Source organism: Pelagerythrobacter marinus (assembly GCF_034375205.1).
GTDB lineage: Bacteria > Pseudomonadota > Alphaproteobacteria > Sphingomonadales > Sphingomonadaceae > Pelagerythrobacter > Pelagerythrobacter marinus.
Genome location: NZ_CP139719.1, coordinates 2943302 through 2956470, shown reverse-complemented (window position 1 = coordinate 2956470; position 13169 = coordinate 2943302). Strand labels below are relative to the sequence as shown.

18 protein-coding genes are annotated in these 13169 nt (G+C 66.7%); all 18 read left to right on the top strand.

The window, feature by feature from the left end; all coding sequences use genetic code 11:
* The first annotated feature begins 30 nt into the window (after nucleotides 1-30).
* The 18 genes from T8T98_RS14405 (at nucleotide 31) to T8T98_RS14320 (ending at nucleotide 13161) form a co-directional block, all read left to right on the top strand.
* Nucleotides 31-1341 carry a phage major capsid protein gene (locus tag T8T98_RS14405; RefSeq protein ID WP_322295720.1) on the top strand — a complete coding sequence of 437 codons (1311 nt, stop codon included), beginning with the start codon at nucleotides 31-33 and terminating at the stop codon, nucleotides 1339-1341.
* Between the two features lie 93 nt (nucleotides 1342-1434).
* Entirely contained in the window at nucleotides 1435-1698 is a 264-nt protein-coding gene (locus T8T98_RS14400; protein ID WP_322295719.1) for a hypothetical protein, read from the top strand.
* A 15-nt stretch (nucleotides 1699-1713) separates the two neighbouring features.
* Nucleotides 1714-2184 (top strand): hypothetical protein, encoded by a 471-nt coding sequence (locus tag T8T98_RS14395; protein ID WP_322295718.1) that lies wholly within the window; start codon nucleotides 1714-1716, stop codon nucleotides 2182-2184.
* Between the two features lie 6 nt (nucleotides 2185-2190).
* Nucleotides 2191-2757, top strand: a complete 567-nt coding sequence (locus T8T98_RS14390) for a hypothetical protein (RefSeq protein WP_322295717.1) — start codon at nucleotides 2191-2193, stop codon at nucleotides 2755-2757.
* 217 nt (nucleotides 2758-2974) lie between these two features.
* Nucleotides 2975-3643: a DUF2786 domain-containing protein gene (locus T8T98_RS14385; RefSeq protein WP_322295716.1), complete on the top strand. Its 669-nt coding sequence runs from the start codon at nucleotides 2975-2977 to the stop codon at nucleotides 3641-3643.
* Nucleotides 3640-3858: a hypothetical protein gene (locus tag T8T98_RS14380; RefSeq protein ID WP_322295715.1), complete on the top strand. Its 219-nt coding sequence runs from the start codon at nucleotides 3640-3642 to the stop codon at nucleotides 3856-3858. Before T8T98_RS14385 ends, T8T98_RS14380 begins: the two co-directional genes overlap by 4 nt.
* A 17-nt stretch (nucleotides 3859-3875) precedes the next feature.
* Entirely contained in the window at nucleotides 3876-4202 is a 327-nt protein-coding gene (locus T8T98_RS14375; protein WP_322295714.1) for a hypothetical protein, read from the top strand.
* Nucleotides 4202-4387 (top strand): hypothetical protein, encoded by a 186-nt coding sequence (locus tag T8T98_RS14370; RefSeq protein ID WP_322295713.1) that lies wholly within the window; start codon nucleotides 4202-4204, stop codon nucleotides 4385-4387. Before T8T98_RS14375 ends, T8T98_RS14370 begins: the two co-directional genes overlap by 1 nt.
* Nucleotides 4387-4869, top strand: coding sequence for a hypothetical protein (locus tag T8T98_RS14365; protein WP_322295712.1), 483 nt, complete (start codon nucleotides 4387-4389; stop codon nucleotides 4867-4869). Before T8T98_RS14370 ends, T8T98_RS14365 begins: the two co-directional genes overlap by 1 nt.
* Before the next feature lie 4 nt (nucleotides 4870-4873).
* Nucleotides 4874-5299 (top strand): hypothetical protein, encoded by a 426-nt coding sequence (locus tag T8T98_RS14360; RefSeq protein ID WP_322295711.1) that lies wholly within the window; start codon nucleotides 4874-4876, stop codon nucleotides 5297-5299.
* Between the two features lie 27 nt (nucleotides 5300-5326).
* Nucleotides 5327-5923 (top strand): hypothetical protein, encoded by a 597-nt coding sequence (locus T8T98_RS14355; protein WP_322295710.1) that lies wholly within the window; start codon nucleotides 5327-5329, stop codon nucleotides 5921-5923.
* A 161-nt stretch (nucleotides 5924-6084) separates the two neighbouring features.
* Nucleotides 6085-6570: a hypothetical protein gene (locus T8T98_RS14350; protein WP_322295709.1), complete on the top strand. Its 486-nt coding sequence runs from the start codon at nucleotides 6085-6087 to the stop codon at nucleotides 6568-6570.
* 17 nt (nucleotides 6571-6587) lie between these two features.
* Nucleotides 6588-6830 (top strand): hypothetical protein, encoded by a 243-nt coding sequence (locus T8T98_RS14345; RefSeq protein ID WP_322295708.1) that lies wholly within the window; start codon nucleotides 6588-6590, stop codon nucleotides 6828-6830.
* Nucleotides 6823-9423 (top strand): coiled-coil domain-containing protein, encoded by a 2601-nt coding sequence (locus tag T8T98_RS14340; RefSeq protein ID WP_322295707.1) that lies wholly within the window; start codon nucleotides 6823-6825, stop codon nucleotides 9421-9423. Before T8T98_RS14345 ends, T8T98_RS14340 begins: the two co-directional genes overlap by 8 nt.
* Before the next feature lie 10 nt (nucleotides 9424-9433).
* Nucleotides 9434-10099, top strand: coding sequence for a hypothetical protein (locus T8T98_RS14335; protein ID WP_322295706.1), 666 nt, complete (start codon nucleotides 9434-9436; stop codon nucleotides 10097-10099).
* Nucleotides 10083-10676 (top strand): hypothetical protein, encoded by a 594-nt coding sequence (locus T8T98_RS14330; RefSeq protein ID WP_322295705.1) that lies wholly within the window; start codon nucleotides 10083-10085, stop codon nucleotides 10674-10676. Before T8T98_RS14335 ends, T8T98_RS14330 begins: the two co-directional genes overlap by 17 nt.
* On the top strand, nucleotides 10661-11080 hold the full coding sequence (locus T8T98_RS14325; RefSeq protein ID WP_322295704.1) for a DUF6950 family protein: 420 nt from the start codon (nucleotides 10661-10663) through the stop codon (nucleotides 11078-11080). Before T8T98_RS14330 ends, T8T98_RS14325 begins: the two co-directional genes overlap by 16 nt.
* Nucleotides 11065-13161, top strand: a complete 2097-nt coding sequence (locus tag T8T98_RS14320; protein ID WP_322295703.1) for a fibronectin type III domain-containing protein — start codon at nucleotides 11065-11067, stop codon at nucleotides 13159-13161. The genes T8T98_RS14325 and T8T98_RS14320 overlap by 16 nt, the downstream gene beginning before the upstream one ends.
* Nucleotides 13162-13169 lie beyond the last annotated feature (8 nt).

Genomic DNA, 13169 nt, shown 5'->3' with positions numbered 1-13169 from the left:
GGCGAGAAATCGACCCAATGGAGACACGGGATGAGCATCAAGAATTTGACGCTGAAGGAGGCGCGCGAAAAGCTCGGCGCCAAGCAGGACGAGCTGGGCAAGATTTTCGAGGAAGCGAAGAGCGACGACGGCTACGACTTCCGCCAGGTGAAGTGCCTGGGCGAAGGTCTCGATTCGATTGCCGTGGCCGAGAAGGTCAAGGCGCTCAACAGCGAAGCCGACGAGCTGGCCCAGCATGCGGAGAAGCTCGAGGAGGCCGAGTACGCCGCCAAGGGCTACAACATGCGCGAGAAGGCGTACAACCGGCCGCCGATGCCGGGCGCGTCCGACCGCGACCAGCGCGGCCAGTTCGGTGCCAAGTCGCTCGGCCAGACGGTTGCGGAGGAGAAGTCCTACCAACAGTGGGCCGAAAAGGGCGCAGGCGGGGGCATCTCCTTCAGCTACGACGAGATGTGGCCCTCCGACATGCTCGCCAAGGGCGCTCAGTTCGACACGCTCGGCACCAAGGCGCTGATGAGCCGTACCGCGGGCTACGCGCCCGAGAGCATCCGGCAGCCGGGTTTCGTCGAAGGGGTCACGCGGCCGATCCAGCTCCTCGACATCATCCCCATGTTCCGCACCGGGCAGGCGGCGATCAAGTACATGGAGGAGACCACCCGCGTCCACGGGGCCGCGGCGCGTGCCGAAGGTGCAGCCTACGCGGAGAGCCAATTTGCGTTCACCGAAAAGAGCACGCCGGTCGAGAAGATCACGGACAGCGTGCCCGTCACCGACGAGCAGCTCGAGGACGTGCCGATGATGGAGGGCTACATCGATAGCCGCCTCACCTTCGGCCTGCGCCAGAAGCTCGACAGCATGTGCCTGGTCGGCGACGGCCTCGCTCCGAACCTGCGGGGCCTGAAGAACGTCGCCGGCATCCAGACCCAGGCAAAGGGCGCCGATCCGACGATGGACGCCTTCTTCAAGGCCATGACGAAGATCCGGCTCGTCGGCCGCGCGATCCCGACGCACCACGTCATGCATCCGCTTGACTGGCAGGATATCCGCCTGACGCGCACCGCGGACGGGATCTACATCTTCGGCAGCCCGACCGAGGCCGGGCCGGAGCGTCTGTGGGGCCTTCCCGTCGTGCAGCAGGATGCCGACGCCCAGGGCGCTGCCTACACCGGTTCGTTCCAGCCCCAGTGGGTCAGCCTCTTCGAGAAGAAGGGCGTGGATATCCAGATTGGCTTCGTCGGGACGCAGTTCGCTGAAGGCAAGCGCACCGTGCGCGGCGATACCCGCTTCGCATTGGCGTGGTTCCGGCCCGCCGCCTTCTGCGAGGTCGACCTGCTCGCCTGATCTCTGCCGGGGCCGGCGTGATCGCCGGCCCCGGTTCATCCGAGAGGCGCGGCCGGCGCGCCGCGCCTTTCCGATGAGCCAGGAGAGCAGACGATGGGAACGATTTCCGGATTTTCGAAAGCGGTCGGCTGCGCGCTGATCCCCGGCGGGGCGATCGGCGAGCATACGGTGCCGGGCAACATCGCGGACGGCGATACGCTGCTGTCGGTCGAGCACATCACCGACGCCGAGCCGCCGACGCGCGTCGACCGCACCGACGAATTCACGATCGTGGCCGGCAAGGCGAACACGATCGAGAACACAACCACGGATACGACGGGCGGTTTCCTGCACGTCCTGTGGGCGAAGGCGCAGTAACCGAGGAGACCAACGATGAAGTGCACTCAGAGGCTCTATCTGACGGCCGACCGCAAGCGGGTCGTACCGCAGGGCCACAAGGATGCCGCGACGCTCTATGCGTCCCCTGGCGACGAGATCCCGCAGAGCGCGGCCGCAATGTTCGGCCTGGTCGACGGCGCGCTACCTGAAAAGAAGGGCAGCAAGAGCACGGCTGCGCCCGCGAACAAGGAAAAACAGGCCGGATCGGACAAGCAGAAGGATGCCGGCAGCGCCAAGGATGATGCCGGCGCCGAGACTGATGCGACCGATGGTCCGTCGCTCACCGCGGTGAAAGGCATCGGCGAAGGGATGGCCAAAGTGCTTTCGGCGGCCGGCATCGGAAGCGTCGCCGCGCTGGCCGGAATCGATCCCGAAAGCCCGCCTAGCCTCGATGGCTGGCGCGGCATCCCCAAGTGGGCTGAATGGGTCGAGAGCGCGAAGGCGCTGCTCGCGCCGGCCGAGTAACGCGCCGTGCCGCTGCTCGACCGGGTCAAGGAACGCACAGGCACGGATCTATCCGATGCCGAACTGCAGGCGATGATCGACGCGATCGCCGCCGAGCTCGACGCGCGCCTTGGTCCGACCGGGCCGCTCACGCTCGAGCTGGGCGATCCGACCGATCCGCAGTCGCGGAACCGGCGGACGCTGCGGCTCGATCGGCCTGCCGATATCACCCAGGAGATGACGATCGTCGAGTTCGATCCGTCGAACTCCGGTGATGCATCGAGCCAGGTCGGGCTGACCGTTGCCGATTACCGCGTGCTGCATGGCGGGCGAACGCTGCAGCGGATGCTGGGCGGGCCGAATGGTCGGACGTTCTGGGCGCCGCTCGTGCGCGTCACCTACACGCCGATCGTCAACCAGGCGGCGCGCGACGAGGCGACGATCAAGCTGATCCAGCTCGATCTCTCCTATCGCGGCGGGCTCAAGAGCGAGCGCGCCGGCGATTACCAGTTCACGCTCTCGGGCGACCCCCAGGTCGACCGCGAGAACATCTTCGCAAGCATCGAGCCGAGGGGCGGGATGGTGATGGCATGAGGGGGCTTTTGCACGCCGTGGCCTCGTTGGCGGCCGTATCTTTCGGTGCCGGCTTTGACGATCGCGTGGTTTCGCGTCCGGTCGCGCGCCGGCGCGGGCCGAGCTCCCCGACGTTCGACATCTGCAGCGGCACTACGAAGCTGTTGCCCGTGCCGCCCAAGCCGCTGTCGAAGCGCCGCCGGCGCCGGCTGCGCGGCAAGGCGAAGGGAGCTCGTCGATGATCGACAAGTCTCTCCTCGCCAAGATCCGCAAGTGCTTCGCCCTGGCGAGCAGCTCCAACGAGCACGAAGCGGCGGCCGCGCTGGCTAAGGCGCGCGCGCTAATGGACGAGCACGGCGTCGACGAGGCGCAGCTCGCCATGGCGGAGATTGCGGAGGCGACCGCGCGCGCCTCGCGGACGATCAAGCCGCCCAAGTGGGAGAACTTCCTGTGCTTTGCGGTGCGCCGCGCTCTGGGGGTCACGGCGTTCATCGATTCTGGCGGTGATCGCACCTATGTCGGGCGCGGGCCTGCGCCCGAGATCGCCGCCTATGCCTTCGCGGTCCTGTTCCGCCGGCTGAAGGCCGCGCGGAAGGATTACATCGCCAGCCACCTTCGTCGCTGCCGGCCCGGCCGCAAGCGCCAGCGCGCCGACATCTTCTGCGAGGCATGGTCCATGGCGGTCTTCTCGAAGATCGCCGCGTTGAAGCCTGAGCAGGAAGAGGATGAACTGGTCGGCCGCTATCTCGCGGAGCATCATCCGGGGCTCGTCGAAGGCAATTCACGATCGGCGGCGATGAAGGGCCGCGGGGTTTGGGATGACTGGTCCCGCGGTCACCGCGCCGGCAGGGATGTCGATCTGCATTCCGGGGTAGGCGGCGCGCAAGCTCCGCTGGCGATCGCATGAGCTGGATGGCTCCCATCGTCTGGCTCGTCGTTGCGGCGCTTGTATTCCTGCTCACGCGGGAGATGATGAATGTCGGGGCGCGGTATCGCAGGCCGGCGGCGATCGTGGCCGGCGCGCTGTGGCCGCTGTGGACGATCATGCTCGTCGCGTTCCTGCTGGCAGATCTGATCGAATGGATCGTGCGCTCGATCGTGCGACGCCTGGAGCGGCTATGATCGCGGGGCGTCTCACGATGCGCGCGCAGATCGAGCGCAACCAGGTGGCGGAGAACGACAACTGGGGCAATCCGCTGCCGCCCGTCTTCGCGCCGATCGGAGATCCGCTGCCGTGCTTCGTGTGGTCCAACAGCTCGCGTGAAGTCGTCGACGGATCGAAGACGGCGATGATCGAGGACATGCGCGCTATGTTCGCGCTTGGCGCCGACGTGCGCGAGGCTGACGAAATTCCGCAGGTGACCGATCGCCAGGGCAACCTGCTCGTCCCCGGCCGTCTGAAGGTCGAAGGGCCGGTGCAGCGCAAGCACACGCACCTTGAAGCCGCACTGCAGAGGATCGGTTGATGGCTGGCGCAACCGCCCAGGAGGAAGCGCTCGCGGTGGCGCTCGGCGAATGCTGGGATATGTTCCTGAAGCTGCCAATCGAGCATCCCGATGATCGGGATGAGTTTCGCCGCGGCATCCATTCCCTGCAGAACATTGTGCTCGCTCGCCCTGCGCTACGATCGATCAATGCGAGGGCCACCTGATGTCGTCGGCCTCGCTCGTCTGGAAGGGGAAGGCGCTCACCGATCGCATGCGGCGGGCGCAGAAGGTCGGCGTGAATGCGACGATGTCGCAGTGCGTGAAGCATGCGAAGTCCAACCACACCTGGCAGAACCGCACCGGCGTGCTCGAGGGCTCGCTCGGCATCGCCGAATATGCGCGCGAGGATGCGCAAGGTGTGGTCGGGCACTGGGGCTCGCAGGATGTGCGGCATGCGCTGATCCACGAACTCGGCGGGACGATTAAGCATCCCGGAGGCACCGCCTATTATATCGGCGAAGACGGTCTCGCGGTGTTCGTCAGCGGGAGCGATCCGCGGGCTGCAGAATTGCCTAAGACCAAGCCCCACGACATCATCATACCGGCTCGGCCCTACCTGCGCCCCGCGGCCGACGAGTACTACCCTTCGCTGGTCGACAACATCCGCGCTGCGTTCACCAAGGATAAGGGTGGCGCCCGTGCCTGAGACGGTGGCCGACCCGATCGCCGCGCTCGTGGCGATGCTGAAGGCGAATGCGAGCATCGCCGCGAACGCACTCAATGAGCGCATCTTCGGCGGCGAACTCCCGGCCATCGAGGCGGCAAGCATGCCGCGCAAAGCCGTCGTCATTCGGCCGAGTGGCGGCGTGTCGCTGACCGGCGGCACGTTCGTCGAGGCCGATACCCTGCGGGTCGACGTGTTCGCCTATGGGGCGACGCCCAACGAGGCATTCACCGCGATGATGGTGACATCGCTCGAGCTGCGCCGGATGCGGCCAGGCGTGTGGGCCGGGACGATGCTCCATTCCTGCAACAGCGCCGGCGGTGCCAGCTCCGGCCGGGAGCCCGGCACCGAATGGCCGCGCGAGTTCCGTTCGTTCCAGGTCCTCCACGGACTGGTGGCGATCGATGAGTGAAGCAACCGATCAGAGGAGATCGCAATCATGAAGCCTTATGAGATCATCGGCACGCCGCTCGTGCTTTACTTCGCACCGGAAGGCACGGTCTTTCCCGCACTCGGTACGGAGCCGCCGGAGCCCTGGGTGAAGGTCGGGACCAACGGTGCGGCGAACTACGACGACACCGGCGTAACCGTCGAGCACAGCCAAACGATCGAGGTCGCGCGCCCCGCCGGCACGACGGGAGCGGTCAAAGCGTGGCGCACCGAAGAGAACATGATGATCGGTGTGACGCTGTGGGATCTGACGCTGGAGCAGTATGCCGCGGCCTTGAACGACGCGACGGTGAACACGACCGCGGCCGGGGCAGGCACCCCTGGCACCAAATCGATGGGACTTTCGCAGGGCCTCGAAGTCCGCACCCATGCACTGCTGGCGCGCGGCACCTCGCCTTATGGGCCGCAGTGGCAGGCGCAGTACGAAGTGCCGCGCTGCTATCAGTCGGGCAATCCCAATCCCGTCTATCGCAAGGGCAACCCGGCCGGCCTCGCGCTGCAGTTCGCCGCGCTCGAGGATCTCGAAGCGGCAAGCGAAGCGGAACGCTTCGGGCGCCTGATCGCGCAGCACCAGGCCGCGATCTGATTGCGGTCCGAGCTACGATCGCATAGGAAGGGCCGGCAGCGCGTTCGCTCGCTGCCGGCCCTTCTTCTATTCAGCCAGTCCTGTGACCCGGAACGCGTTCCGGGGCGAGCGGAGGCGCGAGCGACGGGCATAGCGGCAGTCTATTCAGACAGGAGCCGCTCGTGGGCAAAGCCACAATTTCAGACGAACCGCTGCTCGACCTCGATACGATGATCAAGCGTCCGACGATCCTGATCGACCGCAAAAGGTACGACATTCTCTCACCGGAGGAGCTGTCGATCGAGGACAGCCATCGCTTCATGGTGTGGGGCAAGACGATCGAGAAGCTCGACAGTCCGGATGCCGGCGAAGAGGCCGGGGCCGAGCTCGACCGTATTTTCGCCGAAGTGGCGACCAAGGTCATGATCGGCGTCCCCGACGAGGTCCAGGCAAAGCTGACCGGCGCACACAAGCGGCAGGTGGCCGAGGTTTTTACCGGGCTGCTGCTGGGCCACAAGGCGGGCGCAGTAGCAGCGATAGCGACCGCGATCGGCGCGCCGATGGGGTTCAAGCCGAACCTGTCGATTGGGGGGAGCTCATTCCCGAACTCCAGCGCTTCTACGGAGGGCAACCAGGCTGGTGGCTCCGAGAAGCCCCAGTCGCGTTAGTCCGCGCTTATGTCGCCATGCTCCCTCGCCTCAGGGCCCAGGAGCGCCTCGACCGGATCGATGACGGCGCGCTTGCGTCTGGGTTCGTCAAGCAGCTCGACCGGCAGCGCGCGCTCGCAGCGCTCGAATGCACGGCCAGAGGCGATGAACCCGAACCGCCCGCGAAGCCCAGCCCGGCCGAGCTTTCGGGCATGGGGATCGGCTTTGTCGTCGCCAACGATGTCTCACCGGTCGGTGAGGAGGGCGTGAGCAATGGCTGAGAGCCTGGGCGATGCCGTACTCGCGCTGAGCACGGACGATCGCGGATACACACAAGGGATCGGACAGGCCGAAGCGAAGGCGCAAACCCTCGGCCGCACGATGACGGCCGCGAGTGGAAGCGCGGACCGCCTGACGCGCGAGATCGGTCGCATCCGGGGCTCGGGCTCCGCCTTCGACGCGCATATCCAATCGGCGCGCGCCCATGTTGCGGCGCTCGACGATATGCGGGCCCGCTTCAATCCGGTGTTCGCCGCCATCCGCCAGTACCAGGCGCGCCTGTCCGATATCCGGCAGGCGCATTCCCAAGGCGCGATCTCGACCAATGAGATGACGGCCGCGATCGGACGGGAGCGGCAGCAGGCTCTCTCCTCGATCGCCGCGCTCAAAGGCAGATCGACTGCGCATGCCCAGGGGGCGAATTCGGCGCGGGCGCACAGTGCCGCTTATCAGCAGCTCGGCTTCCAGATGCAGGACGTGTTCCAGCAGGCGGCACTGGGCGTCAATCCGATGGTGATCGCGGCCCAACAGGGCGGGCAGATGGCGAGCGCGATCGCGCTCATGGGCCAGAACCAGAGCGGCACCCAGAGCCGCATGGTTCGCTTCGCGACCTTCCTCTCAGGTCCCTGGGGGGCAGCCGTATTCGGCGCAGCCACGATCATCGGTTTTCTGGTCCAAGGCATGCTCGAGGCCGATGACGCCGCGAAGTCGGCCGAAGATGCGAGCTTCGACTTCGCGGACGGACTGGACGTGCTGACGCTCAGCGCCGAGCAGTCCAGCGCGGCGATGCGCCAGCTCGTGCAAGAGCTGAAGGCCGCGATCGCCACGCAGGGCGACTTCCTTCGAAGTTCGGCCCTTGTCGCGGATCAATCCGTGGCAAGCCTGGAGACGCGCATCGCGGCCAACTCGAGCGAACTGCAGAGGCTCGAGCGGCGCCGCAACGGAGTCCTCGCGAACATCCTTCCCAGCTTCGCCGGACCGAGCGCCGCCGATCGCCGCCGGGAGAGCGAGCTGCGCGAAAAATTGCAGGGCGACCGGCGCGCGCTCGCGCTGGCGAGGGAAGCGTCGGCCGCCGGCGCGATCGCATTGGCGCAGCAAAGAGCGATCGAGGCGAACGACCCACTCGCAGCCGCGCGCGGAGAGTTCCAGCGCGGCGTGGCTGAGCTCAACAAGAGGCTCCAATCGACCGTCGAGAATGCGGACGACCCGCTGTTCGCGTTCAACAATCCCGACCAGGTGATCACGCCGGAGGAGTATCAGCGGGAGTACACCCGGCTTCTGCAGCAGAGGGAGGCCACCGAGGAAGCGGTCCGATCAAGTCGGCGCCGCAACCGCCGTGGGCGGAGGGGGCGCTCGCCCGAGGAGCTCGCAGCCATGCGGGACGAGCTCGATCTGGAGCAGGAGATCGCGGTCGCCCAGGCACGCGGCGACGCGGACACACTGCGCACGCTCGAGCGCGAACAGCAGCTGCGCGGCAAGGTCGAGCGCTACATGCGCGCGGGCCTCGATCTCGCGCAGGCTCGAACGGCGGCCGGGAAAGACATGCTCGAGCTGGATGAGGCACGTGCCGTTGCGCGCGAGCGGGCGCGTTCCGAGTTCGAAGACGAGATCGATCTGCAACTGGCCCAAGTGCGCGGCGACCATGAGCACATCAGGGCGCTGGAGGATCAGCAGTTCCTGAAGAAGCGCATCGTCGAGTACCAGGAGCTCGAGTACTCGCTGGCCGAGGCGCAGAAGCGGGCACAGCAGGATCTTCTCGACCTCGAAACGGCACGTACCGAACAAGCGGCGCGCCGCGCGGCCGACCAGCAACTGGCACACGAGGTCGAGCTTGCGCGGCTCCGGGGTGATCGGGAGGGCGCGATCCGGCTCGAGGAAGAAGCGCGCCGACGCGATCGCGCCGAGCAATTGCGTCGCGACGGCATGAACGAAGCCGACGCGCAAGCGCAGGCCATGCGAGAATCGCTGGAGCGGGACCGAGCGGCGCAGGAGGGCATGTTCCGCGACACGTTCCGCGCTGGCGTCCGGGCAGCGCTGACCGGCGATTTGAAGGACTTCATCAGCCGCTTCTTCGAGGACGTCATGTCGCGCGCGGCAGACCGGTTCGCGGACGCGCTGCTGGACGTACTCTACAGCGAGCAGGGCGGCGGCGGCGGAGGGTTCGTCGGCAGTCTGCTGAGCATCGGCGCCAGTCTCTTTGGCGGCGGCGGATCGAGCGCCGGCAGTGCGGCGCACGGCGTCGGAAACTCCGTGGGCGCGGGGTCGACCAACAGCCTCAAGGGCTTCGACACCGGCGGGTCGTTCAAGTTCCTCGGCATGCCGGGCGTCGATCGCAACGTGCTGTCCATGAACGGCAACCCGATCGCACGGGTGAGCCGAGGCGAGATCGCGGAAATCCGCCGGCCGGGTGCGAACGAAGATGGTGGAGAGGGACGTGCGCTTCGCGTGGTGATCGAGGACGTCACCGGCATGTTCAAGGCGCGCGTCGAGGAGATCACGACACCTCTGGCCCAGCGTGAGGCCTCCTCCGCCGTGGCCAGTTACGACCGCGCGATGCCGGGGCGGTTCCAGAACGAAATGGCGCGGCGCGGATGAGGATGAACGCATGACGATCTTCGACTGGCCGGCCAATCTGACACCCGCCGACGTGCTGCTCAAACCGCCCCGCAAGACGGTCGGCAACAAGAGCCTGTCGGAAGTCACCCAAGTGGTGCCGTCAATCCGGCCGCCGTTTTCGCTATCGCTTCGGTTCGACATCCTCGGCGGCGACCAGGTGATCGCCTACCGGGCGCTGCTGGCCTCGCTCGAGGGGCGCGCCAACACTGTGCGGGTGCCACTGTTCGACGTCTTTCGCGCGTCGAATGCGCAGATCGGCGCAGGAGCGGTGACCCATTCGGACGGCACCGCGTTCTCGGACGGCGCGCTTTACCTCACCGACGATCTCTCGGGCGTGACGGTTACCGGCGCCCAAGGGCAACGCAACATCACCGTCGATTTCGGCGAGTACGGGCAGCTGCTGCAGGGTGGCCTGTACTTCGGGCTCGGCGATCGGCCCTACATCGCGACGGCCGTGTGGTGGGAAGGCAGCGTGGCGAAGATCCGCTGCTCCCCCACTCTTCGGCAGAACTACATCGACGAGCCGCTCAAGCTGAAGCCGACCATGCTGGGCTTTCTGCCTGACGACGATGCCGGCGAGCATCTGTTGCGCCGCGGCCTCTGGGCGGCGCCCACAATCGATCTGGAGGAGGACTTTCGTGTCACTCTTCCCTGAGACGATCGCGCTCGCCCTGGCGGGCGGCAAGCCGGAATGCGCCAACCTGGTGAAGTTCGATTTCGCTAGTGAGACTGTGCGGCTGTGGACCGGCCACGGGCCGTTGGAGACCAACGACGGCGCACTCTGGCTCGGCACCGGCGAGCTCGGGGGGATGAGCGGAATCGAGCAGGCCGTGAACGGTCAGGCGCCTGAGGGGACGTTCACCCTGTCGGCGGTCGATGCGGACATCATGCGTCTGGCACGGGACGAGTTCGCGGAGGAAGTGCGCGGCCGGATCGCGCGGGTCTACATTCAGTTCTTCGGCGTCGACGATCCTGACGATCCGGACAACCAGCGTCCGCTCGACAATCCCTATCCTGTTTGGGCAGGCCGCATGCTGACGCCCACATTCGCTTTCGACGCCGGCGGCGAGCGATCGGTGACAATTTCGGCCGAAAGCCTGTTCTCGCTCCGCTCGCGGCCGAGACACGCGATGTACACCGACCGCGACCAGCAGCATCGCTTCCCCGGCGATCGCGGTTTCGAGTTCGTTGGGTCGCTCGTGAACAAGGTGCTCACATGGCCGGACTGGTGAGCGATCCGGTGACGGCCGAGCTGCGGCGTTGGGCGTCCGAGCCATTTGGCCTGGCGGATGACAATTGCGGTCTCGCGGTGCTGGCCTATGTCGAGCGGGCTTTGTCGACACCGGCGCCGGCCTGGCTGTCTGTTCGCCTGTTCGGCCGGCGCGCGGCGCGGAAGATGATCCGCGATCGGCGAGCATTCATCGACGCCAGCTTGCTTGCAATGCAGCAGCTCGGTTGCGCGCCGACCGAGCACCCGCTGAGAGGCGACGTGGGCCTCGTCGATCTAGACGGCAGCGGCCTGACGGCTTGCATTTGCCTGGGCAATGATCGCTGGGCCGCGCGGGGCGATCGGGCAGTGGTGATCCAGTCGGCCGAGCCGGCATTCGCCTGGAGGGTGCCATGCCCCAGGCCATAGCATCGTGGCTCCTCACGAAGCTGGCGATTTCGGCCGCGAGCTTCCTCGGTACGCTAATCACCGCTGCCGTCCACGTGGCCGTCGCCATCGGGCTCAACACGCTGGTCAACGCGGTGTTCGGCCGATCGGGGTCGAAGCCGAGCGATGGGCAGCAGAATATCCGCGTCGCCGTGGGATCGAGGCGGCGGCACTACGGCATCGGCCACACCGGCGGGCAGGAGAGCTTCCTCGAGAGTGCGAATGGCACCCTGGCGAAAGTCGTGACGCTCGGGACCGGTAAGGAAGGCGAAGTCCTCGAGGACCGCATCAACGATCGGCCGGTGACGGTGGTCAATGGCACGGTGATCGAGCCAAGCTACCACGGCGCGATCCATATCTACCGGCGCGACGGTGACGACACCCAGAGCGCGATCGCCGAGCTGACGGCCAAGTTCCCCCAGTGGACACCGAACCATCGACAGCGCGGTTGCGCCCATGCGGCGATCATTTGCGACCCGGTCAAGCAGGAGCACTTCAGCGAAGTCTTCAACGGACAGATCCCGGTCTACACGCAAGTGCGCAAGGCGGCGTCCGTCTATGATCCGCGGAAGGACTCGACCGCCGTCATCTATGACGATGGGCAAGGCTTCACCGTCAACGGCACCGGCCCGCACAGGCTGAGCGACAGGAGCACCTGGGAGTGGTCCGACAACTGGGCTTTGGTGACGGCCGACTATTTCGCGCACGAGGACGGGTACGGCGCCGGCTACGGCAACGTGAACTGGACGAACATCGCGGTGGAAGCCGATCGCTCCGACGAGCTGGTAACCACCGTCACAGCCGAGACCATCGCTCGGTGGCGTATCTGGGCGAGCTACAGCCTGGCGAGCGAAGAGCGCCGACAGGTGCTGAGCGATATGCTGAAGGCTGGCGACGGCTTCTGCTGGCAGGATGCCGACGGCAAGTTCAACCTGCTGAGCGGCCGCTACGAGCAACCGACCGTCGTGATCACCGACGATCATATCCTCGGTATGACGGCCACGCTCGGCCCGCAGGCGCGGCACCGCGTCAGCGCGATCAAAGCCCTCTATACCGAGGCGGCGATCGGCTACCGCGAGCAGGAGAGCGCCACAGTCGTCGCCGCTGATGCGGAGGACGATCCGAATACCGATCCGCAGGCCGTCGAAGTGTTCTTCGCGCCTCATCACAACCAGGCGGTGCGGATCGGCAAGCTGATCCTCGCGCGCCTCGGCGATCGTTGGCACATCTCGGTCCAGCTCAATCTCTTCGGGCTCAATCTTCTGGGCGAGCGGTTCTGCCGCCTCGAGTCCGAGCAGCTGGGCGTGTGGGCGGATTTCATGGTCGCCGATGGCGTGCGGCTCAATCTCGCGGCGCGAACGGTGGAAGTGACGCTGGACGAGATCCACGCCGAGGATTGGGAGTTCGACGCGGCGACCGAGGAAGGGACGCCGCCTCTCGCGCCCGATGCGCCAGTACCGCCGCCGCCACTGGCTGCGCCCACGGGATTGGCGCTCGCGGCCGTGCAGATTGCGCTGGGCGGCGCGACGGGCGTGGCGATCGAGGCGAGCTGGGCCGACCCCAGCCGGGTCGGGCTTGCCTACGAGGCGCAGTATCGGCCGACCGCCGGTGGCACGTGGGTCTCGATCCCAGTCGACCCTGACGCCCGCACAGCGCGGACGGGACCGGTGGATAGCGGGACCGAATACGAGCTGCGGGTGCGCGCGAGGTCGATCGGCGGCCGCGCGAGCGCTTGGAGCTCCTCAACGATTACGCCGGTCGCGGAGACTACGCTTGGCGCCCCGACCGGTCTGGCGGCCACTGGAGGGGTTGGCGAAGCGACGGTGACCTTCCGGATGCCCACGTCGCCGAACCTCGCTTACGCGCGGCTCTACGGTAGCTCGAGCAACGACTTCGGTACGGCAGCGCCGGTCGGCGATGACATCGTCGCCGGGCTCGGCGACGTCGTGGAAGTGACCGACACCGGCCTCTCGGCCGGCACCGAATACTACTGGGCGCGGGCATTCGACGGCCAAGGCGGATCGTCCGCTCTGGTCGGGCCGGCGTCGGCAACGATCAGCTAGGAGGGCCC